The organism is Aeromonas sp. s12, from assembly GCF_040907925.1.
In the GTDB taxonomy this organism is placed as follows: domain Bacteria; phylum Pseudomonadota; class Gammaproteobacteria; order Enterobacterales; family Aeromonadaceae; genus Aeromonas; species Aeromonas veronii.
Genome location: NZ_JBFOCT010000014.1, coordinates 235508 through 258551 on the forward strand (window position 1 = coordinate 235508; position 23044 = coordinate 258551).

General features: G+C 59.1%; 18 protein-coding genes. 14 read left to right on the forward strand and 4 right to left on the reverse strand.

The genetic code is table 11. From position 1 onward, the window contains the following. Positions 1-44: 44 nt before the first annotated feature. From AB5Y67_RS07810 to tyrA, 10 genes are all read left to right on the forward strand, one after another. Positions 45-440 (forward strand): YcfL family protein, encoded by a 396-nt coding sequence (locus tag AB5Y67_RS07810; RefSeq protein ID WP_199427212.1) that lies wholly within the window; start codon positions 45-47, stop codon positions 438-440. Continuing rightward, the gene (gene lpoB / locus AB5Y67_RS07815; RefSeq protein WP_005334041.1) at positions 440-1036 is read left to right on the forward strand and encodes a penicillin-binding protein activator LpoB; all 597 of its coding nucleotides are present in this window, start codon (positions 440-442) and stop codon (positions 1034-1036) included. Before AB5Y67_RS07810 ends, lpoB begins: the two co-directional genes overlap by 1 nt. A gap of 10 nt (positions 1037-1046) precedes the next feature. Beyond that, positions 1047-1871 (forward strand): phosphotransferase, encoded by an 825-nt coding sequence (locus AB5Y67_RS07820; protein ID WP_234915130.1) that lies wholly within the window; start codon positions 1047-1049, stop codon positions 1869-1871. 3 nt (positions 1872-1874) lie between these two features. After that, positions 1875-2732 carry a DUF6279 family lipoprotein gene (locus AB5Y67_RS07825; protein WP_005361577.1) on the forward strand — a complete coding sequence of 286 codons (858 nt, stop codon included), beginning with the start codon at positions 1875-1877 and terminating at the stop codon, positions 2730-2732. 97 nt (positions 2733-2829) lie between these two features. Next, on the forward strand, positions 2830-3264 hold the full coding sequence (locus tag AB5Y67_RS07830; RefSeq protein WP_199427214.1) for a hypothetical protein: 435 nt from the start codon (positions 2830-2832) through the stop codon (positions 3262-3264). Between the two features lie 158 nt (positions 3265-3422). Then, positions 3423-5225, forward strand: coding sequence for a protein translocase subunit SecD (gene secD, locus AB5Y67_RS07835; protein WP_199427215.1), 1803 nt, complete (start codon positions 3423-3425; stop codon positions 5223-5225). A gap of 151 nt (positions 5226-5376) precedes the next feature. After that, the gene (secF, locus tag AB5Y67_RS07840) at positions 5377-6294 is read left to right on the forward strand and encodes a protein translocase subunit SecF (RefSeq protein WP_199427216.1); all 918 of its coding nucleotides are present in this window, start codon (positions 5377-5379) and stop codon (positions 6292-6294) included. Between the two features lie 282 nt (positions 6295-6576). Next, positions 6577-7878: a glucose-1-phosphate adenylyltransferase gene (gene glgC / locus AB5Y67_RS07845; protein WP_005334047.1), complete on the forward strand. Its 1302-nt coding sequence runs from the start codon at positions 6577-6579 to the stop codon at positions 7876-7878. Positions 7879-8286: 408 nt separating this feature from the next. Next, positions 8287-9360 carry a 3-deoxy-7-phosphoheptulonate synthase gene (locus tag AB5Y67_RS07850; RefSeq protein WP_199427217.1) on the forward strand — a complete coding sequence of 358 codons (1074 nt, stop codon included), beginning with the start codon at positions 8287-8289 and terminating at the stop codon, positions 9358-9360. A 135-nt stretch (positions 9361-9495) separates the two neighbouring features. Continuing rightward, positions 9496-10623 carry a bifunctional chorismate mutase/prephenate dehydrogenase gene (gene tyrA / locus AB5Y67_RS07855; RefSeq protein ID WP_158112322.1) on the forward strand — a complete coding sequence of 376 codons (1128 nt, stop codon included), beginning with the start codon at positions 9496-9498 and terminating at the stop codon, positions 10621-10623. A gap of 160 nt (positions 10624-10783) precedes the next feature. Here the strand turns inward: tyrA and AB5Y67_RS07860 are convergent, their stop codons facing one another. The 4 genes from AB5Y67_RS07860 to dapB all read right to left on the reverse strand — a co-directional run bounded on the left by AB5Y67_RS07860 (position 10784) and on the right by dapB (position 18099). Further along, the gene (locus AB5Y67_RS07860) at positions 10784-11935 is read right to left on the reverse strand and encodes a DUF1615 domain-containing protein (RefSeq protein ID WP_040067843.1); all 1152 of its coding nucleotides are present in this window, start codon (positions 11933-11935) and stop codon (positions 10784-10786) included. A gap of 301 nt (positions 11936-12236) precedes the next feature. Further along, positions 12237-15461, reverse strand: a complete 3225-nt coding sequence (gene carB / locus AB5Y67_RS07865; RefSeq protein ID WP_005337626.1) for a carbamoyl-phosphate synthase large subunit — start codon at positions 15459-15461, stop codon at positions 12237-12239. Between the two features lie 20 nt (positions 15462-15481). Next, positions 15482-16618 carry a glutamine-hydrolyzing carbamoyl-phosphate synthase small subunit gene (gene carA, locus AB5Y67_RS07870; protein ID WP_005361585.1) on the reverse strand — a complete coding sequence of 379 codons (1137 nt, stop codon included), beginning with the start codon at positions 16616-16618 and terminating at the stop codon, positions 15482-15484. A 668-nt stretch (positions 16619-17286) separates the two neighbouring features. Further along, entirely contained in the window at positions 17287-18099 is an 813-nt protein-coding gene (gene dapB / locus AB5Y67_RS07875; protein ID WP_005347132.1) for a 4-hydroxy-tetrahydrodipicolinate reductase, read from the reverse strand. Positions 18100-18372: 273 nt separating this feature from the next. On the opposite strand from dapB, the gene AB5Y67_RS07880 reads away from it, so the two are divergent. From AB5Y67_RS07880 to rpiA, 4 genes are all read left to right on the forward strand, one after another. After that, on the forward strand, positions 18373-19353 hold the full coding sequence (locus tag AB5Y67_RS07880; protein WP_199427218.1) for an alpha/beta hydrolase: 981 nt from the start codon (positions 18373-18375) through the stop codon (positions 19351-19353). A gap of 434 nt (positions 19354-19787) precedes the next feature. Beyond that, positions 19788-21122, forward strand: coding sequence for a Na+/H+ antiporter NhaC family protein (locus tag AB5Y67_RS07885; RefSeq protein ID WP_106844006.1), 1335 nt, complete (start codon positions 19788-19790; stop codon positions 21120-21122). A gap of 211 nt (positions 21123-21333) precedes the next feature. Beyond that, on the forward strand, positions 21334-21930 hold the full coding sequence (locus tag AB5Y67_RS07890; protein WP_005337635.1) for a 5-formyltetrahydrofolate cyclo-ligase: 597 nt from the start codon (positions 21334-21336) through the stop codon (positions 21928-21930). A gap of 161 nt (positions 21931-22091) precedes the next feature. After that, positions 22092-22745, forward strand: a complete 654-nt coding sequence (gene rpiA / locus AB5Y67_RS07895) for a ribose-5-phosphate isomerase RpiA (protein WP_005353106.1) — start codon at positions 22092-22094, stop codon at positions 22743-22745. The last annotated feature ends 299 nt before the right edge of the window (positions 22746-23044 follow it).

Here is a 23044-nt window from a genome sequence, read left to right on the forward strand (position 1 = left end):
AGCCCCTCAGTGCTGCCCAAATCCCTCCAATCAAGGAGAGCAAGATGAAATCATACGGGTTGGCCCTCGGGCTCGCGCTGCTGACCGGCTGCGCCCCCAACACCTCAGGCGTGGCGCTCTATGGCCCGGCGGGCGGTGCTCCCACGCTGGAGCACCATCAAAACGTCAACGTCACCCTGACCGAGCTGAGCCGCCGCCAGCAAAATGGCCTGCTGCAGGTCAATGTGGCCGCCGCCAGCACCCAGCGCGGCGATAACAAGCTGCAATATATCTTCTATTGGTATGATGAGGCCGGTCAGGAGGTCGCCAGCGATGGCCGCGGCTGGACCCCCATCAAACTGCATGGCTATCAGACCCGCACCCTCTCGGCCCTGGCGCCCAGCCCGGCGGCGCAGGGTTACCGGATTTACGTACGCGAAGTGATTGAGGAATCCTACTGATGAAAATGAATCATGCCCTGCTGATATTGACCTCTGCATTGCTCTTGGGCGGCTGCTCCAGCACCACGGTCAGCTATGGCGATCCCACTGAAACCGAAACCGTCACCGTCGATTACGGCTCAAGCGATCTGCAGGCCATCGCCGACAAGATGGCGGACTCCATGCTCGCCTCCCCTGCCACCAGCGAGATCACCGCAGGCGGTCGTCCGGTGATGTTTATGGACTCTATCCGCAACAAGACCTCCGAGCACATCGATACCGAAGCCATCACCGATACCATCCGCACCAAGTTGCTGCGGGCCGGCAAGTTCCGCTTCGTCGACATGAGCAAGGTGGCCGCCGTCAAGCAGCAGCTCGAATACCAGCAGAGCAGCGGCATGGTAGATCCTGCCTCCATGGTGCGTCTGGGCAAGCAGACCGGTGCCCGCTACATGGTCTATGGCAACCTCGCCAGCATCGTCAAGGACAATGGCAAGGTGAAAGATGTCTACTACCAGATGACCATGAACCTGATGGATCTGCAAAACGGCGAACTGCTCTGGGCCGATCAGAAAGAGATCCGCAAACAGGCGAAGAAATCCACCTTTGGCTGGTAACAGGCTCCTGGTGACAGGCAACCGTGATCCGCTACTGGCCAGCCTGCCCGCCCCCTGGCGGGAGGGGCAGCTGGAACCACTCGGGTTAGGTCTGACCAACTGCAACTATCGACTGCGCCTCCCCTCGGGGCGCAGTTACTTTTTGCGTCAGGGCCACTCCGACCCGGTGCGCCTTGGCATCGACCGTCCCACCGAGTGGCAGCTTTATCAGGGGGCGATGGCAGAAGGATTGGCGCTGCCCTGCCACTATGGCGATCCCGCCAGCGGTCTGATGCTGCTCGAATGGTGCGATGAGCCAAACTGGGTACACGCGGCGCCACCGGAAGCCGATCAGCCCCGTCTGCTGGCTGAGGTACTGCGCAAGCTCCATCGCCTGCCGCAGCCTGCGGTGGTGATGGCGGTGCGAGCCCACGCGGCGGGCTATCGCGCCCGACTGGCCCACATCCCCTCCTGGCTGCCCGCCCTGGAGCGGAGCTTGCTCACCAGCAGTGAGCCAAATGATTGCTGGCGCCCTTGCCACCATGATCTCAATCCGGCTAACTTGTTGGGAAGCAAACCCTGGGTCATCGACTGGGAGTATGGCGCGGCAGGTCACCCCGGCTTTGAGCTCGCCAGCATCCAGCGCACCCATGAGTGGCCCGCCGAGCGGCGCGACGAGCTGGAAGCACACTATCTGCAGGCCATGCCGCGCCACCAGTGGCCCGATTTTCAGAGCGAGGCATTTTTACCCTGGGTCGACTATATCGGCCTGCTCTGGGCCCTGCTGATGGCAGAGCAACAGCCCTCACTCGACTATGACACCCTGATCGCCATCAACCGGCAACGACTGGAGTAACAGATGATAAACAAGGTGCGCTGGCACAAGCCGAAAACCTGGGGTCTGCTGCTGATCGGCCTGCTGCTGACCGGCTGCTCCACCCGGGTGATCTACTACTGGCTCGATACCGCCATCATCTGGCAGCTGGATGACTACTTTGCCCTCTCCTATTCGCAGAAGGATCTGCTCAGCCGCGAAGTGAAGGGGCTGATGGCCTGGCACCGCCAGCACGAGCTGCCGCGCTACGCCAGGGATCTCGATGCACTGGCCAAGGCGGTGGCCAGCCCCATGACGCCGGAGCAGATCTCGACCAACCTAGATGCTGTGCAGCAGAGCCTGACCCGCACGCTGGAAAACACTATCCCCCGTGCGGTCAGGCTGGCGCGCACCCTGACCGACGAGCAGGTGGCCCGCTTTATGACCGATCGGGTCAAGCGGCAACAGGAGCGGCAAAAGGACTTTGCCACTGAGCCCAAAGAGCAGATGCTGGCGGAGTTTCGCGACAAGATGAACAAGCGGCTCGAGTTCTGGATTGGTGAGGTGAAACCGGCACAGGCGCCACTGGTGGCCCAGTGGGCCGAATGGCAATACGAGCTGATGCCCCCATGGCTCGAGTTTCAGGAGTCCTGGACCCAGGAGCTGGACAGGCTGATGAAGCAGCGCCAGAGTCCCGACTTTACCCGCGAGCTGACTGACCTGCTGGCCGAGGGGGATGGGCTGATGGATGGCCGCTTTACCGGCTATACCGAGCAGTCACGCCAGCGTACCGTCAACTGGCTGAGCGCCATGAGCCAGTCGCTGGATATCTCCCAGCGGGCCCATCTCTACTCCCTGCTCAAGGGTTATGCCCGCGACTTCAAGCAGATGAGCGGCAGCTGATATAAGGCACCGAATGGAGCCACCCCCCCCCAGGGCAACCTTGTTCAAACCGGGCGCTTATGGTAGTTTGCCCTTTCTATTTATCGGGAATTAACTTTTGCGCCTTATCGACAAAGTAAAACTGATGCTGGTAACTCTGGTTATCGCCCTCACCCTGCTTTGTTCCATCGCCCGAATGGAAGGCCCGCTGCTACCCGCATCTCCCCAGAGTGAACAGCAGCAGACTCAGGTGTTCAATCAGCTTAGCGACAGCGATGATGGCATCATCAAGTTTGTCGGCAGCCATCAGAATCACCTGCTGCGTCTCGAACAATCCCTGCGCAGTGACAACCAGCCCAAGAGTGTGGTCTACGAGCTGATCCAGAGCTGGTCGGCCCAGGCCATCCTGCTTTTGCTGCTCGGCTGGCTGATGCTGGCACCCGAGCTCTATCACAAACAGAGTTTTCGCGATCGCTTTGGCGCGATCCACCGGCGCCATCTACAGCGCCAACATCTACAATACCGCTTCACCCAGAGCTATCTGAGCGCCTGACCCCGGAGGGGCTGGCACATCCACTGTTTGCTCATCTCCTCTTCCTGACGGATCCGGCGGCTGCCTGATCCGCATCTGATGCATCCCATTTTTTGCGCCTTGCCGAGCCTTGTTGCTATCGGCCCGGGCACCATTCTCCTGACAGAGGCTTGTTTGCCATGAGAAAGAGCAATCGCACCGTTCTCAACCGCATGAGCAAGTGGCAGTACGCACTGCTGCTGTTGATGCTGTTGACCTTTACCTTTTACTCCCTGCCCACCTTTTTCGGTGAGCAGCCCTCCCTCGGCCTGCATGGACAGCAGCGCCTGACGGCTCAGCAGCAGATGTTGCTGAGTGACAAACACCTGACCCCGGTCAAGGTGATCGAGCAACCTGAGCGAGTCGAGCTGGTCTTTGCCAGCCAGGGCGAACAGCAGCGCGCCAAGCAGTTGCTGGAGCAGCAAGGGGTCGACAGTGCCGCCCTGACCCTGGAGTTTCACTCCAACGCGCCGGCCTGGATCACCCGCCTCGGCGCCGACCCCATCAAGCTGGGGCTCGATCTGCGTGGCGGCTCCCAGCTGCTGATCGGGGTGGACGTGGACTTTGTCATCGACAATCAGACCAAGAATCTGGTGGATACCCTGCGCACCCGCTTCCGTGAAGCCAATCTGCGCGGCGCCAGCGTCACGCGCACGGCACAGGGCGCCGTAGCCGTCACCCTGCCGGAGGTGGCCGAACAGGATAGCTGGCTCTCTATCATCAAAGAGAGTGCCGGTACCCGTCAGGATCAGTGGAAGCTGACCCGCTCCGGCAATGACCTGAAACTGGTGCTGAGCGATGCTGAACGCACCCTGCTGGTCAACAACGCCGTGACCCAGAACCTGTCGATCCTGAAAAAACGGATCAACGAACTCGGCATCGTCGAGGCCTCAGTGGTGCGTCAGGGCCAAGATGGCATCCGTATCGAACTGCCCGGGGTGCACAACCCCAAGCAGGCGAAAGAGGTGATCGGGGCCACCGCCTCGCTGGCCTTCTACGAGGCCAAAGCCGATAGCCATTTCTATATCGCCGATCGCAACGGTCAGGCCGTCGGCATGGCACGCAAGCCGGTACTCACCGGCGAGCACATCGTCGATGCCCGCGCCAACATGGGCGAGATGGGTCAACCCCAGGTCAACATCGTGCTCGACACCCTGGGTGGCAGCAAGATGAACCAGTTCAGCCGCCAGCATGTGGGCAAGCCGATGGCGACCGTCTTCACCGAGTACAAGACCAACGCTCAGGGCAAACTGCGCGCCCAGAGCGAGGTGATCAACGTCGCCACCATCCAGACCGCCCTTGGCAACCAGTTCCGCATCACCGGCATTGGCAGTCTGCCGGAAGCGCAAGAGCTGGCCATGCTGCTGCGCGCCGGCGCCCTCACCGCCCCTCTCAAGATCCTGGAAGAACGCAGTATTGGCCCGACGCTGGGGATGCAGAATATCGAGGCGGGCTTCACCGCGCTGGCCTTCGGCATGGCGGGCATGATGCTGTTCATGATGGCCTGGTACCGCAAATTCGGCTGGGTTGCCATCACGGCGCTGGTCGCCAACCTGTTGATGCAGGTCGGCATGCTGGCAGTGCTGCCGGGTGCCGTGCTGACCCTGCCGGGGATCGCCGGTCTGGTACTGACGGTGGGCATGGCGGTAGATACCCATGTGCTGATCTTCGAGCGGATCAGGGACCGTCTGCGAGAAGGGGGCTCACTGGCCAACGCCATCGACTTTGGCTATCGCTCCGCCTTCCACACCATTTTTGATGCCAACATCACTACGCTCATCTGCGCTGTGGTGCTCTACTCCATCGGCTCCGGGCCGCTGCAGGGCTTCTCCATCACCCTCATTCTGGGTCTGCTCTCCAGCATGATCACCGGGATCTGGGGGACGCGCGCCATCATCAACCCCCTCTGGGGACGCAGCAGCGAGCGCACGCTGAAGGTGTAACGGGACAGCAGTCCCTCTGATGAGCGGCTTTGGCTGCGCCATCGGCTATGGATATGGCCGGAGCGGCCAAAGCAGAACACTATTTTCCCGGCGTGTCGTGACACGTCGTGATGGGCCAACAGCCTGATGCTGGCTGGCCAAGGAGAGAATTATGTTGAGAATGATCGTTGCCATGGGGTTGACCCGTTGGCGTTATATCGGCCTGTGGGCTTCCATCCTGCTGACCGTGGCCAGTGTCGCCATCTTGTTGGTGAACGGCCTGACATTGGGGCTCGATTTTACCGGCGGGATCCTGCTGGAGTTTCATATCCAGACCCTGAAAGAGGCCCATGAGCTCAATGCTATGCTGGTCTCCCCGCTGGCGGGAGCCGTTGAGCTGAGCTCGGCCGGTATTCCCGGCGAGTGGCTGATCAAGCTGCCCCCCCACGAACTGCCCTGGCCCGCGGCGGATCTCGCCACCATGCTGACCCAACAGCTGGGGATGCCGGTCGAGTTGCTGCGCACCACCATCGTCGGCCCTCAGGTGGGTGCCGAACTGTTCCAGCAGGGGATGCTGGCCGTGCTGGTCGCTTCGCTGGCGATGTCGGCCTATCTGGCGTTTCGCTTCGAGTGGCGTCAGGCCATCGGCATCCTGCTCTCGGTAGTCCATGACGCCATCGTGGCACTGGGACTGCTGTCACTCTTTCAGATCGAATTCGATCTGAACATCATCGCCGGCTTGATGGCGGTGATCGGCTACTCCCTCAACGACAGCATCGTCATCTCGGACAGGTTGCGGGATCTGCTGAGCTCGCGTACCCAGATGGGCATCCACGAATGCTCCGATGTGGCCATCAAGGCGACCTTCAGTCGCACCATGATCACCTCGGGCACCACCCTGTTTACCGTGGGCGCTCTGCTGCTGTTTGGCGGTGACACTCTCTACGGCTTCTCCTTCACCCTGTTTGCCGGGATCCTGGTGGGCACCGTCTCCTCCATTACCGTCGCCTCGACCGTGCAGGAGCTGCTGGGCCTCACCCCGCAGGCCTACCAGAAGAAGAGCGAGGAGCCACTGGCCAACGCAGCCTGAACCTTGTTAATCAGGCCCGGCTCACCGGGTCTCAACAAACCAGGCCCCTGCCAGCCATTGGCAGGGGCTTTTTCATCCCTCCTCTCTCGCCGCCCATTTTGGTACTCGGCTCGCTTCAATTGACAACTGACCATATTGAAAGCAATGACGGATCAACCCGTCATTTTTAATAACAAAAAGGTCATTTTATTACGTCAGAAACCATAAAATGTGACTGAAAGCACTTTCTTGAGGGCTCAAAGGAGGCAACATTGTAGTGATTTATCTACAAAGGGATATGAGATGTTGTTACAACCTGCCAATACAGCAAAATCCAGACAGTTGCTGAACGAGACCATGGCTTTGGTACTCGCAGGAGGGCGGGGTAGTCGCCTCAAACAGTTAACCGACAACCGTGCAAAACCTGCCGTTCATTTCGGCGGCAAGTTCCGCATCATCGATTTCGTGCTCTCCAACTGCATCAACTCCGGCATTCGTCGGGTCGGTGTCGTGACCCAGTACAAATCCCACAGCCTGTTGCGCCATCTTCAATCGGGCTGGTCTTTCCTGCGCTACCAGATGAACGAGTTTATCGATCTGCTCCCTGCCCAGCAGCGGGTGGATGAGGTGAACTGGTATCGGGGTACCGCCGATGCGGTCTACCAGAATCTGGATATCATCCGCGATCACGCCCCCAAATATGTGGTGGTGCTGGCAGGCGATCACATCTACAAGATGGATTACGCCGCCATGCTGCTCGACCACGTCAATATGGGCGCCAAGGTGACCGTTGCCTGCATCGAGGTGCCACGCAGTGAAGCAAGCGCCTTCGGGGTAATGGCGGTGGATGATGATCGCAAGATCAATGCCTTCGTCGAAAAGCCTGCCAACCCGCCCGCCATGCCGGGCAAGGCCGACACCGCGCTGGCCTCCATGGGCGTCTATATCTTCGATGCGGAGTATCTCTATCAGCTGCTGGAAGAGGACATTGCCAACGAGCAGTCCCATCACGATTTCGGCATGGACGTGATCCCCCGCGTGGTGAAAGAGGGCACCGCATTCGCTCACCCGTTTGGCATGTCCTGTGTCGGCTGCTGTCCGGATCGCCGCCCCTACTGGCGCGATGTGGGCACCGTGGACTCCTTCTGGGAAGCCAACATGGATCTCGCCTCCGTCACGCCTGAGCTCGATATCTACGATCAGGACTGGCCCATCTGGACCAGTCAGAACATGACTCCTCCCGCCAAGTTCGTGCAGGACCGAAACGGCCAGCACGGCATGACCATCAACTCCATGTTTGCCGGGGGCACCATCGTCAGTGGCTCTTTCATCCTGAGTTCGGTGCTCTTTACCAATGTGCGGGTCGACTCCTTCTGCACTCTGGATCAGGCCGTTATCTTCCCGGGTGTGGAGATTGGTGCCGGTTGCCGACTGCGCCGGGTGGTAATCGACAAGGGATGCAAACTGCCGGAAGGCACGGTGATCGGTGAAAACGCCGATGAAGATGCACGTCGCTTCCACCGCTCCGAGCAGGGCATAGTGCTGGTCACCCAGGGGATGCTCACTCGCCTGAACAAAGAGCTGCAGGGAAAACAAAAGCGCTGATCCGCAGCCAGACGGGATCCCCCTTCCTACCGCAAAGGGAGCCATCATGGCTCCCTCTTTCTATGGCTGACCAGATAGCCGCCTCACACCATCATTGCCATCGCGTAGCTGTGCTGCAGAGATGACATTCAATGTGGTCGAACAGCTGGGCAACGCAGCCTTCACGCCTCAAATCGTAAACATTAAATTACAAAACAACCATTACCCCTCCGAAAAAACCTCTGCATTATTCCTGTTTGCGCTATATAGCAGCTCCTTTATCTGACTTTTTAGCGGTAAATCCGCTAGTTTCACTTGATTGTTTGTTTTTCCTTGGTAAGGTGAGGGCGGTTGCGTAACAAAGCAGGTACCAACGTAAACATATCGGTACAATCGCTTTTGGCTTAATACAGTAGAGAGAATGAAATCATGCAAAGAGACCCCCTGAACAACATCCACATCCAGTCCGAACAAGTGATGATCACGCCTGCCCAGCTCAAGGAGAAGTTACCCATCTCCGACAAGGCGCTGGCATTCGTGCAAGGGGCCCGCAATACCATCGCCGACATCATCCACCGTCGCGATCACCGCTTGCTGGTGATCTGTGGTCCCTGCTCCATCCACGACATGGACGCCGCCAAAGAGTACGCAACCAGACTCAAAGCGCTGCATGATGCCTATCAGGACTCTCTCTACATTGTCATGCGGGTCTACTTTGAGAAGCCGCGCACCACGGTCGGCTGGAAAGGCTTTATCAACGACCCCAATCTGGATGGCACCTTCGATGTGGAGCTGGGGCTGCACCGTGCCCGCGAGCTGCTCTGCTGGCTGGCGGAGCTGAAGTTGCCGCTGGCCACCGAAGCGCTCGACCCCATCAGCCCGCAATACCTGGCCGAGCTCTTCTCCTGGTCAGCCATCGGCGCCCGCACCACCGAATCCCAGACCCACAGGGAGATGGCGTCCGGCCTCTCCATGCCGGTCGGCTTCAAGAACGGCACCGACGGCAACCTGGGGACTGCCATCAATGCGCTGCAGGCGGCCTCCTCCCCTCACGCCTTTATGGGGATCAACCAGCAGGGCCAGGTGGCGCTGCTGCAGACCCAGGGCAACCCGGATGGCCACGTGATCCTGCGCGGCGGCAAACATCCCAACTATGACTCGGTCAACGTGTCGCTGGCGGAAGAGGCTCTGGAGAAAGCGGGCCTGCTGCCGAGCCTTGTGGTGGATTGCAGCCACGGCAACTCCAGCAAGGATCACCGTTTGCAGCCCAAGGTGGCCGACAACGTCATCCACCAGATCCAGGAGGGCAACCGCTCCATCATCGGGGTGATGCTCGAATCCAACCTGTTTGAGGGTAACCAGTCCAGCGAGCAGCCCAAGCAGCAGATGCGCTACGGGGTCTCCATCACCGATGCCTGCATCGACTGGGACACCACCGCCACCCTGCTGGCCCGCTGCCACAACCAGCTGGCTGACCCCCTCAAGGGCAGAACTGCGCGGTAACCCGTGGTATCTTGTCGTAACCTATTGAACAATCGAGGTATCACCGCTGGTGGCATCAAGCCGCTCACGCCGTGATACCTTGTTGCATCTTGAATTTCAGGGCGCCGCCACTCGCGGCGCCAGCAGGAACTGGATATGGCTGAAGAGTTGAATGTACTCAGGGACAAGATAGATGCGGTGGACAAGCAGCTGATCGATCTGCTGGCCGCCCGTCTGGCCTTGGTGGGAGAAGTGGGTGAGGTAAAGAGCCGCCACGGCCTGCCCATCTATGCACCGGATCGGGAAGCGAGCATGCTGGCCCGCCGCCGCGCCGAGGCTGAGCAGTTGGGGGTGCCCGGCGATCTTATCGAAGACGTGCTGCGCCGGGTGATGCGCGAATCTTATGCCAGCGAGAAAGATACCGGCTTCAAATGCATAAAGCCGGATCTTGGCAAGGTGGTCATCATCGGCGGTCAGGGTCAGCTTGGTCGGCTGTTCGGTCATATGTTCAGCCTCTCAGGCTATCGGGTCGAGACGCTGGAACAAGCCGACTGGCCGCGCGCTGACGAGATCCTCGCCGGAGCCGGTCTGGTGATGGTGGCGGTGCCCATCGATATCACCTGCCAGATCATCGACCGCCTCGGCAACCTGCCCGCCCACTGCCTGCTGGTCGATGTCACCAGCGTGAAAGCGGCGCCGCTCGAACATATGCTGGCGGTGCACCAAGGGCCGGTACTGGGACTGCACCCCATGTTCGGGCCGGATGTGGCGAGTCTCGCCAAGCAGGTGATCGTCTGCTGCCAGGGTCGTGACCCCGCCGCCAGCCAATGGCTGCTGGATCAGATGACCATCTGGGGCGCCCGCTTGCAGCAGGTGGAAGCCAAGGCCCACGATGAGGCGATGACCCTCATTCAGGCGCTGCGCCACTTCGCCACCTTTGCCTATGGCTGGCACCTCTCCCGGGAGCAGGCCAATCTGGATCGCCTGTTGAGTTTGAGCTCCCCCATCTACCGGCTGGAGCTGGCCATGGTGGGGCGGCTGTTCGCTCAGGATCCCCACCTCTATGCCGACATCATTTTGTCGTCACCGCAGAATCTGGCGATGATCCGTCGCTACTACCAAAACTTCGGCGAAGCGCTGGGGCTGCTGGAGCGGGGGGACAGGGACGGTTTCATCGAGGCCTTCTCTCAAGTTTCCGGTTTCTTCGGCGAACACGCCGACCAGTTCCTGCGTGAAAGCCGCATGCTACTGGCCCAGGCCAACGACCGCCGCCAACACGGCTGATCCTGCAAAAGTAGTAACAACTCATGCCACTCGGAAGGAGCCGCCACCGTTCATAACTGGATGCGAGCCAAAGATCTCCATTGGAAGGGGCGATTAAGCGTGCGGGTTGTCATTAACAATGGCAACCCGCTTTGCAACTAGTCTCGCAGCAACCCCAGTCCTACCTAATCGTCGCCATCTGCCGCACGCAGCGTTGTTCTCTGTCATCCACCCGCTTGGCAAACCAGGCGGTGGTGAGGTTGCGGGTAATTTTCGGGCTCTTTAGCTGAATGCCGGGCAGGATGGCGCGGGGCAGTCGCTTGCCCGCTTGCTTGTCGGCCAAGGTAAAGATGCGATGGTAGAGATCGGTCTCGGCAAATTCGGCGGTATCCCCTTTGCGAAGGCTCTGGTGGATCGCCTGCTTGCTCATATTGACCCGGTTGGCGAGGGTGTAGACGGCAAGCTCGGTGTTGCCCGGCAGATCCGAGTCATAGCGGATCAGATCCCCGTCCAGCGCCAGAGTTTTGCCACTCAAGCGGCTGACGGCGGCCTGAAAAGCGGCATTGCGACTGGCATACCAGCCGGCGTTGAAGTCGGCAAAGCGGTAGAGGGTATCCGGGTAGTCGACGGGATAACCGAAGATATGTTTGGTGCCAAACCAGATGCCGCCGCGACGGGTAAAGACTTCGTGGCGGATGGAGTCCTTGATTGGATAGGGGTAGCCACGGGCGTTGGCCTCGGCAAAGGCGATGCTCACCTGCATCGGGCCGCCGGTATGCACCGGGTTGAGGTTGCCAAACAGCGTCTTGCCCATCGGCAGCATGCTGATCATGTCTTCGAAGATTTCACTCATCTCCCGCTCGGTACGCAACTTGTCGATGCGCTCGGCATAGCTCTTGCCGGTGGGCGAGTTGATGGAGAGCGCGGCCCGCACCATAAATTCGGGGATCAGCAGCTTGGCGGCCCGTGAGTTGATCTCTTTCCAGGCGATCTTGCCAAGGCCAGGCACCACGGGGTCGGCCTGATAAGTGGCTTCCTGCTCCGCCACCGCCAGCACGCTACAGACGTTGTGATCATTGACCGTCACCCCCTGGGTGGTGAGCGCCGTCACCACGTCGTTGGCCCACCCCTGTTTGTCAGGCACCTGACGGGGCAAGAAGCGCACGATGCGGCTCTTCATATCCGCCGGTTTGCGCGGCTGCATGGCAGGCGGCGTTTTGGGGTTGCTCACGCTCGCCTCTTTGGCGGGCGCGGAGGCGGGATCACTGGCACAACCGGCCAGCAACAAGGCAGAGCAGAAGGCAAGAAGACGACAGGAAGGCAAAGCGGTCATAAGCATGTCCATTTTTTGTAGGCCCTACAGGCAGCGCCACTGGCACTGCACTGACAAGCAAAGTGGGGCCATTGTAGAGGATTGCCTGCTGCAGTTGAAACCCGCGCTCGCAGCATCCCCTCCCCTTGCCAGATTTTGCCGCCCCACGCGCCATCCGTTGTCTGCGATACGGAACTCATGACCTTCTTCAAGGATTCACCCGGCCCGAACCGAACGGTGAGCGACAGATAAAAAGAAACCCCCGCCATCGCTGGCGGGGGTTGGTCGTCTGGCAAGTCGGGCTGATGCCCGCTGCAAACTCTTAGCGGTTTTTCACCTTCTGGTGCAGCTCCTGTACCGAGTTGACGTTGGCGGTGGCATCCACGCTGATGGCCATGCAGGTGGCAAACGCCTCATTCATGGTGGTGGTATACGCCACCTTGTTCTGCAAGGCGGCGCGACGCAGCTGCTTGGAGTCCTGGATCGCCACCCGCCCTTCGGCGGTGTTGACGATGTAGGTGTACTCGCCATTCTTGATGCGGTCGAGAATGTGCGGGCGACCTTCATGCACCTTGTTGACCAGGCGCGGGTTGATGCTCGCCTCACCCAGCGCGACGGCTGTGCCGTGAGTGGCATCCAGCTCGTAGCCCAGCTCCAGCAACTTGGCAGCCAAGTCAACCACCTGCGCCTTGTCGCTGTGACGCACTGACAAGAGGGCACGACCCTCTTTTGGTACGGCGTGGTTGGCACCCAGCTGCGCCTTGGCATAGGCCTCGGCAAAGCTGCTGCCCACACCCATTACCTCACCGGTGGAGCGCATCTCAGGCCCCAGCAGCGGGTCAACCCCCGGGAACTTGGCGAACGGCAGTACCACCTCTTTCACCGAGTAGTAGGGTGGGATGATCTCTTTGGTGAAGCCCTGTTCTTGCAGCGACTGACCGGCCATCACACGGGCGGCAATCTTGGCTAGCGGAGCACCGGTCGCCTTGGAGACAAACGGCACGGTACGGGCGGCACGCGGGTTCACCTCGATGAGGTAGATGTCATCGCCCTTGACCGCGAACTGCACGTTCATCAGGCCGATAACGCCGAGCTCCAGCGCCAGCTTGCGCACCTGCTCGCGGATCTCGTCCTGAATTTTCTTGGACAAGGTATAGGGAGGCAGGGAGCAACCGGAGTCACCGGAGTGAATACCGGCCTGCTCGATGTGCTCCATGATGCCGCCGATGACCACATCGGTGCCGTCGCAGATGGCATCCACGTCCAGCTCGGTGGCATCGTCCAGGAAGCGGTCCAGCAGCACCGGCGATTCGTTGGAGACGCTTACCGCCTCGGCGAAGTAGCGACGCAGATCCTGCTCGTCATAGACGATTTCCATGGCGCGGCCACCCAGCACGTAGGAGGGGCGAACCACCAGCGGGTAGGTAATGCGCTCGGCCAGCAGCACGGCCTGCTCCAGCGCGGTGACGGTGCCGTTTTCCGGCTGCTTGAGGCCGAGGCGCTCGACAGCAGACTGGAAGCGCTCGCGGTCTTCGGCGCGGTCGATGGCATCCGGGCTGGTACCGATGATCGGCACGCCGTTGGCTTCCAGTGCTCGGGCCAGTTTCAGCGGGGTCTGGCCACCGTACTGAACGATGACGCCCTTGGGTTTTTCGATGCGTACGATTTCCAGCACATCTTCCAGGGTCACCGGCTCGAAGTAGAGACGATCCGAGGTGTCGTAATCGGTGGAGACGGTCTCCGGGTTGCAGTTGACCATGATGGTCTCGTAACCATCTTCGCGCAGGGCCAGCGCCGCATGCACGCAGCAGTAGTCGAACTCGATACCCTGACCGATACGGTTCGGGCCGCCGCCGATGATCATGATCTTGTCGCGGTTGCTCGGGGCCGCTTCGCACTCCTCGTCATAGCTGGAGTACATGTAGGCGGTGTTGGTGGCGAACTCGGCGGCGCAGGTATCGACCCGCTTGTAGACCGGGAAGATGTTGTGGCGGGCACGCAGTTTGCGCACTTCCCCTTCGGCCACGCCGAGGATCTTGGCCAGACGGGCATCGGCAAAGCCTTTGCGCTTGAGGGCACGCAGGAAGTCGGCATCGAGACCGGCCATGCCGCGCTCTTTCACCTCTTCTTCCAGCTTCACCAGGTCTTCAATCTGTACCAGGAACCAGGGGTCAATCTTGGTCAGCTTGAAGATGCCATCCATGGAGAGACCGGCGCGGAACGCATCGGCGATATAGAAGATACGGTCACTACCAGCGTCCTGCAGCTCGTGACGGATGCGGGTCAGGGAGTCCGGGGCATTGAGGTCAACCATGGGGTCGAAGCCAGTTTTGCCAGTTTCGAGGCTGCGCAGCGCCTTGTGCAGAGACTCCTGGAAGTTGCGGCCGATGGCCATCACTTCACCGACCGACTTCATCTGGGTCGTCAGACGATCGTTGGCACCGGCGAATTTTTCGAAGTTGAAGCGCGGCACCTTGGTGACCACGTAGTCGATGGCCGGCTCGAAGGAGGCCGGAGTGCGACCGCCTGTGATGTCGTTCATCAGCTCGTCGAGGGTGTAACCGATGGCGAGCTTGGCGGCGATCTTGGCGATGGGGAAACCGGTCGCCTTGGAGGCCAGCGCAGAAGAGCGCGACACCCGCGGGTTCATCTCGATGATGACCATGCGGCCATCTTTCGGGTTGATGCCGAACTGGACGTTGGAGCCGCCGGTTTCGACACCGATCTCGCGCAGCACCGCCATGGAGGCGTTGCGCATCAGCTGGTACTCCTTGTCGGTCAGCGTCTGGGCTGGCGCGACCGTGATGGAGTCACCGGTGTGGATACCCATGGGGTCGAAGTTTTCGATGGCGCAGACGATGATGCAGTTGTCGTTGCGATCCCGCACCACTTCCATCTCGTACTCTTTCCAGCCGATCAGCGACTCGTCGATGAGCAGTTCTTTGGTCGGGGAGAGATCCAGACCGCGCTCGCAGATCTCGACGAACTCTTCGGTGTTGTAGGCGATGCCGCCACCGGAGCCGCCCATGGTAAAGGAGGGACGGATGATGCAGGGGAAACCGACCATCTGCTGCACGCCCCACGCCTCTTCCATATTGTGGGCAATACCGGCACGCGGACACTCCAGGCCAATGCTGCGCATCGCCTTGTCAAAACGGGAGCGGTCTTCGGCCTTGTCGATGGCGTCGGCGGTGGCACCGATCATCTCGACACCGAACTCGGCCAGCACGCCGTGCTTCTCCAGCGCCAGTGCGCAGTTGAGCGCAGTCTGGCCGCCCATGGTGGGCAGGATGGCGTCCGGGCGCTCTTTCTTGATGATTTCGCGCACCACTTCCCAGGTGATGGGCTCGATGTAGGTGGCGTCTGCCATCTCCGGGTCGGTCATGATGGTGGCCGGGTTGGAGTTGACCAGAATGACGCGGTAGCCCTCCTCGCGCAGGGCTTTGCACGCCTGGGCGCCGGAGTAGTCAAATTCGCAGGCTTGGCCGATGACGATGGGGCCGGCGCCGAGGATCAGGATGCTCTGAAGGTCGTTACGTTTTGGCATGAAACTCTTTCCTCTATTTCTTAGGCGCGATACTGCTTAATCAATTCAATAAAGTGGTCAAAAAGACCGGCACAGTCGTGCGGGCCCGGGCTCGCTTCGGGGTGCCCCTGGAAGCTGAAGGCCGGACGGTCGGTGCGATGGATACCTTGCAGGGAACCATCGAACAGGGAGACGTGGGTGGCGCGCAGGCAATCCGGCAGGCTGTTCTCGTCTACCGCAAAGCCGTGGTTCTGAGCGGTGATCATGACGGTGTTGTCATCAAGGCTCTTCACCGGATGGTTGGCGCCGTGGTGGCCAAACTTCATCTTGACAGTCTTGGCACCGGAGGCCAGACCCAGCAGCTGGTGACCCAGACAGATGCCGAACACCGGCGTGTTGGTATTAAGGAAAGCCTTGATGGCCTCGATGGCGTAGTCGCACGGCTCGGGGTCGCCGGGGCCGTTGGAGAGGAAGATGCCATCCGGGTTCATCGCCAGTACCTCGGCGGCCGGGGTCTTGGCCGGTACCACGGTCAGGCGGCAGCCGCGGTCAACCAGCATCCGTAGAATGTTGCGCTTGACGCCGAAGTCGTAAGCCACCACATGGTATTTCAGCTGGTCGGCATCCGGGGTGACGTGCCCCTTGCCAAGCTGCCAGCTCCCGGTCGTCCAGTTGTACGCCTCACCAACCGTCACCTCTTTGGCCAGATCCATCCCCTTCAGACCGGGGAAGGCGCGGGCCTGTTCGAGAGCATAGGCTTCATCGACCTGTTTCCCGGCCAGAATGCAGCCAGCCTGAGCGCCTTTCTCGCGCAGGATGCGGGTCAGTTTACGGGTGTCGATGTCGGCGATGCCAACGATGTTGTGAGACTTGAGGTATTCGGAGAGGGATTGCTGATTGCGGAAATTGGAGGCAAGTATCGGAAGGTCCCGGATGATCAATCCCTGAGCATGGATCTGACTGGACTCTTCATCTTCGCTGTTGGTGCCGGTGTTGCCTATATGGGGGTAAGTGAGGGTGACGATCTGACGGGAATAAGAGGGATCGGTGAGGATTTCCTGATAGCCCGTCATCGACGTATTGAAAACCACTTCACCAACGGAACATCCCTCGGCGCCTATCGACACGCCTTTGAACACAGTTCCATCTTCCAGCACTAGCAATGCAGTGTGATTCAAGACAACCTCCAGTTATTTAGCTTTAAATTCAGCAATTTACCTGGGTGTTGCGGGCTCGGTTCCGGTCTTGGACAGGACTCGAACCCGGCAGATTTCTGGCAAATTGGGCGCATTCTACTTAAAAAAAGTGGCATTTCAACGTCTTTTCTCGAATGAAATGCATCTAAATTCAATAAAAAAGCAACATTACCCATTATCTATGCACTCAATCGCTTTGCAACCCCCTCCCATGAAAGAAAAGGAAAAACCACCACCAAAAGATGACACCAAGCCAGCAATAGCGACAAAAACCAACAAAAAAACCAATTAAAACAATGGCATTTTCTTTCATACAAAAAACATTAATGACAGATTTAACGCTTTTATGATGACAAGAGTGAACATGAAAAATGGAAAACGTTTTTCAGCGTTTGAATTTTTAGTCTTTTCTGGCCGGTGTAAAAAAATGGCTTCATCAGCCATAAAGATGCTCAAATCTGTTACCTGGTGATGACATTCAGGAATGGGAAAATCTGGCGAATAACGCAATAGTGTGATTTATAAGGCATTCAGATAAAAATTGCCGATAGTGTGCCTTTTTACACAAACTCTGGCTGACTGACAGCAAAAACCCCGGCAAGCCGGGGTTTTTCACTGGGGTAGTAGTACGAAAGTGCCGCTCAGAGGCATTACTTGAGATTGAGCACATCCTGCATGTCATAAAGACCGGCACCCTGCTGACCAAGCCACTTGCCCGCCCGCACAGCACCGTTGGCGAAAGTCAGGCGACTTGAAGCTTTGTGGCTGATCTCCACCCGCTCGCCGATATCGGCAAACATGACGGTATGCTCCCCCACCAGATCGCCGGCGCGAATGGTGGCAAAGCCGATAGTGTTGCGATCCCGCTCGCCAGTGATCCCCTCGCGACCATAGACGGCACACTCCTTGAGATCGCGACCCAGCGTTTTGGCGACCACTTCACCCATGGAGAGCGCAGTACCGGATGGCGCATCTACCTTGTGGCGATGGTGGCCTTCGATGATCTCGATGTCGGTATAATCCCCCATCACCTTGGCGGCCTGCTCCAGCAGCTTGAAGACCAGGTTGACCCCGACCGAGTAGTTGGAGGCGAACACGATACCGATCTGCTTGCCAGCCTCTTTCAGAGCAGCCTTGCCTGCATCGTCAAAACCGGTGGTGCCGATCACCATCTGCTTGTGGTGGGCCAGCGCAAAGGCCAGATTGGCAAGGGTCACCTCGGGGCGGGTGAAGTCGATGATGAGATCAAACTCATCGCGCACCTTGTCCAGACTATCGCTGATGGCCACACCCAGATGGCCCAGCCCATTGAGCTCACCGGCATCGAGGCCGATCACCGCCGAACCCGGCCGCTCCAGCGCGGCACCGACCACTACGCCATCGGTGTTGGTGATGGCCTCCAGCAGCACCTTGCCCATACGACCATTACAGCCCATCACGGCCACACGGATCGGATTGTCCATCTCCACCCTCTCATCTCTTTTAATTATGGAAAGAGACCGTTTTACCAGCCCGCGCCGGGTTTGAAAAGCCATGATGCCACCACTCCTTACTGCACTCGCCAACGGCAGCGCCCGCTGGCTGGCCAAGAACTTCCTTTTGGTCACAGGCCGTTTTTCATCGTCTCACTCCATCATTTGGCAGACCGGGTGCCATCTGATAGGTTCGAACGAGTGAAATGCCAGCATAAGCAAAATCAGGGCAACGCCCGTGTCGATATCAAATGAGGTGCAAGGATGAGCGCAGGATTGCTGTTTGCTGTGGGGTTGATATCACTGACCCTGGTCATGCTGGCCGCGGCTCTGCTGTTTGGCGGGCCGAGTCCGGCACCGGCGATGGCCAGCATCAACGACCCTTTCAAGGGGAGTGACTGGAGCAACATGCCACCTCTCTCAAGATACCCGGCGCGTGACGGCACGCAGCTGGCCTATCGGCACTATGGCGCAAAGGAGCACGCAGAGAACAACAAGGTCAAGGGCAGCGTGGTACTGGTTCACGGCTCTTCTGCCAGCAGTCAAAGCATGCACAAGATGGCGAACGCCTTTTCGCAAGCGGGATACGACGCCTACGTCCTCGATATTCGCGGCCATGGCGCATCGGGCGACAAAGGCACCATTGCCTACATCGGCCAGCTTGAGGACGATCTGGAAGATTTCATCAAGTCGGTGGCCCCCGGCAAGCCTGCAACACTCGTCGGCTTCTCGTCAGGGGGTGGCTTTGTGCTGCGTGTTGCTGGCAGTGCGCGACAAACCCTGTTCGAGAGCTATCTGCTGCTCTCCCCCTATCTCGGCCCCACCGCCGCCAACTACCGGCCCAACAGCGGTGGCTGGGTGCGTGTCGGCTTGCCTCGCCTCATCGCCCTGAGCATCCTCAACGGTTTCCATATTTCCGCACTCAACCATCTGACCGTGCTGAACTTTGCCCTCAATGATGAGGCGAAATCCCTGCTGACCCCCTCCTACTCCTTCAACCTTGCCTCGAACTTTCAGCCAGAGCGCGACTATCAGCAGAATTTGCGCAATGTGCAACGCCCCTGCGCCGTGATCGCGGGCGCAAATGACGAAGCCTTTCAAACAGATCAACTTGAACCTGAGTTAAGACGTCTCGGCATCTCCTGGCCGGTCACCCTGCTGCCCGGTACTGGCCACATTCCGCTGACGCTGGAACAGGATGCTCTCGCGACAGCCGTTCAGACGGTGGATAAACTGACACAGTAACCACACAGCCCAGGTCTTGTGTCCACGCGTTCTGGAAATATCCGTACCATGCTCACGTAGAGATAGAGAGAGGTGCGGCTGACGTTTGGCAGCGGGAGAAATCCCCAAGATGGCATGCAGAGATCTTATCGTTTACCTCTTTATTAAAGGCACGCGATACCCCCAGATACCCGCGGACAGCGCCAGAACAGTAATGAACAATAAACAACACTAACATCTTTTTCCGAATATTCTTTGGATATCTCAATAACACCAGAATCATCAAACAAAAACACCTATCCATCTGGACGTCTATCTTGACCAAGCGAGGTTGACTCACTACTGTGGGCACCCCAATGCGGCAGGATGCCCGCCCTGTTTTTCCCCTATCCCTATCCGATACAGGCACAAAGCAGTTTATGACAGGAGGTCATTGTTCAATTTCAGAGGAACACATGATCCAGACTCAACCCAGTGCCAGGGCCTTGCTGCCACTTCTGGTTTTTCTCGCACTCTTTATCGGTACCGGTACCTGGCTGACCCTGCAGGGGGTCGAATTCGCCTTCTATCAGCTGCCCGCTCCAGTTGCTGCCTTGCCCGCGGTAATGCTGGCCCTGCTGCTTGGCAAAGAGAGCTTCAACAGCAATCTGGAGACCTTCTTCAAGGGGGTTGGCCACAGCAATATCATGGCGATGTGCCTTATCTATCTGCTGGCAGGCGCCTTTGCCAGCGTGGCCAAGGCCACCGGCGGGGTTGATGCTACTGTGGCGCTGGGCCTGTCGCTCATCCCTGGCTGGGCGCTGTTGCCCGGGCTGTTCCTCATCTCTGCCTTTATTGCTACCGCCATGGGCACCTCCATGGGCACCATAGGTGCCGTGGCCCCCGTGGCGCTGGGCGTGGCGCAGGCGGCCGGTATCGATCCGGTACTGATGGCAGGTACCATTCTCTCCGGCGCAATGTTTGGCGATAACCTCTCCATCATCTCCGACACCACCATAGCAGCAACCCGCAGTCAGGGGTGCGAGATGAAGGACAAGTTCCGCGAGAACTTCAAGATTGCGGCCCCTGCCGCCATCGCGGTGATCCTGCTCTATCTGACACTGGGCTCTGTGGGTGAATCCCCTGCCAGCGGCAGCGCCATCGAGCTGTTCAAGGTGATGCCTTATCTGCTGATCCTGGGGCTGGCGCTCGCCGGAGTGAATGTGTTTGTGGTGCTGGGGATCGGCATTCTGGCCGCCGGAGTGGTGGGCATGATCAACGGCTACGCCATCGGTCAGTTCAGCAAGGATATCTATCAGGGCTTTACCGGCATGCAGGAGATCTTCCTGCTCTCCATGCTGATCGGCGGCCTCGGTGCCCTGATGGAACGTCAGGGTGGACTGGCATGGATCAGCGAGCGCATCAGCGCCCTGATTGCCCGTTTCACTCGCGAGCACAATGGTGAACAGAACGAGAAAGCGGCCGAGCTCGGCATCGCCGGGGTAGTGAGCCTCACCAACCTCTGCACCGCCAACAACACGGTGGCCATTATCGTCGCCAGCAAGGTAGCCCGGGATCTGGCCGAACACCACGGTGTCACCCCGCGCCGCGCCGCCTCCATGCTCGATATCTTCTCCTGCGTGGTACAGGGTCTGATCCCCTGGGGCGCACAGGCGCTGCTGCTGGGATCCATCTTCGCCCTGTCGCCGTTGGCGGTAGTAAGCATGAGTTTCTACCCGATGGCACTCGCGGTAGCGGCACTCATTGCCGTGTTCGTGAAGCACCAGATGCGCGGCAAAGCTGACAAGTAACAGACCAGACGCTGGCGCGCCGACATGCCGTCAACAGGGGCCACACCCTGGCCCTTGTTGACTCACTAACGGATCCGCCAGCATTTATCCCACCGTTCCGGGCATCAGCCGTCCGGAACGGGGTTTCCCTGCCCCCCTTAACGTCAAGAGTGAATGTGCTAAGGTAGAGCGCGTTCAAGCCATCGATGCGCAGCTATACCAGAGGTTCCCCATGCATGAGTCCCAACCCGAACGTCAATCCCTGCGCCAACTGGTTCGTCAACGCCGCAAAAATCTGAGTCCGGCCGAGCAGCAGGCGGCGGCCCAACAGCTGCTGGCCCAGTTCAAGCAACACCCCGAGATCCTCGCCGCCAAACGCATTGCCCTCTATCTGGCCAATGACGGGGAGATCAACCCCTTGCCCACCATCCATTGGCTGTGGGCCCAGCACAAAGAGGTCTACCTGCCGGTGCTCCATCCCTTTACCCCGGGTCACCTGCTCTTTTTGCGCTATACCGCCACCAGCCCCATGGTACGCAACCGCTACGGCATCGAAGAGCCGGAGCTGGATATCCTGCAGGTGGTGCCCCACAGCACGCTCGATCTTATCTGCACCCCGCTGGTCGCCTTCGATGCCCAGGGCAATCGTCTTGGCATGGGGGGCGGCTACTATGATCGCACTCTCGCCATCTGGCATGAGCACAAGCTGGGGCCCAAGCCGCTCGGCATTGCCCACGACTGCCAGCAGGTGGATGCGGTCCCGCAAGAGGAGTGGGATGTGCCGCTGCCCCAGATCATCACCCCAAGCCACTGCTGGCGCTTTGAATAGGCTGTTTTTGGCAGGCAGCCCCTGCTTTGTGCGCGCAAACGCAGAATAAACAGGCAAACGATTTACAAAGTCCCTCTTTTTGCCCCGGAACGTGAGCAACAAGGTCGCGACGGGGTACCGGGTTGGATATAATGCGCCCGCTTTTTTCTTAAGGAACGATCATGACTCAAGATGAAATGAAGAAGGCGGCCGGTTGGGCTGCGCTCAAGTATGTGGTTCCCGGCACCATCGTCGGGGTGGGCACCGGCTCTACCGTCAACCACTTTATCGACGCGCTGGCGACCATGAAGGACGAGATCAAGGGGGCGGTATCCAGCTCCGTTGCCTCTACCGAGCGCCTCAAGGGCTTCGGCATCACCGTATATGATCTCAACGAGATCGACGCCCTCTCCGTCTATGTGGATGGCGCCGACGAGATCAACGCAACCCGCGACATGATCAAGGGCGGTGGCGCAGCCCTGACCCGCGAGAAGATCGTTGCCGCCGTCGCTGACAAGTTCATCTGCATCATCGACAACACCAAAACCGTCGACGTGCTGGGCCAGTTCCCGCTGCCGGTGGAAGTGATCCCGATGGCCCGCGAATACGTGGCCCGTGAAATCCGCAAACTGGGTGGCAACCCGGTGTGGCGTGAAGGCGTGGTCACCGACAACGGCAACCACATTCTGGATGTAAAAGGCATGGCCATTACCGACGCCAAGGCGCTGGAAGTGCGACTGAACGCCATTGTTGGCGTGGTCACCAACGGCCTGTTCGCCGCCCGCGGCGCCGATGTTGTCCTGATCGGTACGCCGGACGGCGTGATTACCCAGTAATCCCGACACCGGTAGCACAGTGCAGCGGCATCCTCCCTCCCTCGCCAGCGCCACTCTGCAACCTCTGACGCAGCAGCGGCGTTGATTGAGCCCCGGGATGGGATATGACCCAAACATTGCACTGTGAATAAATGACGGCGCCTGATGGCGCCGTTTTTATTTATCCCTCAACAAGTTGCATACGGATGTTTACAACATTCGTTGATAACTTCAAAGAATTTGACTTTCGTCACAAATATTCCCTCTCCCAAACGTTTTTGCTACTTTACGGTTTTCTTCGCACACCAAATCTGCACTTA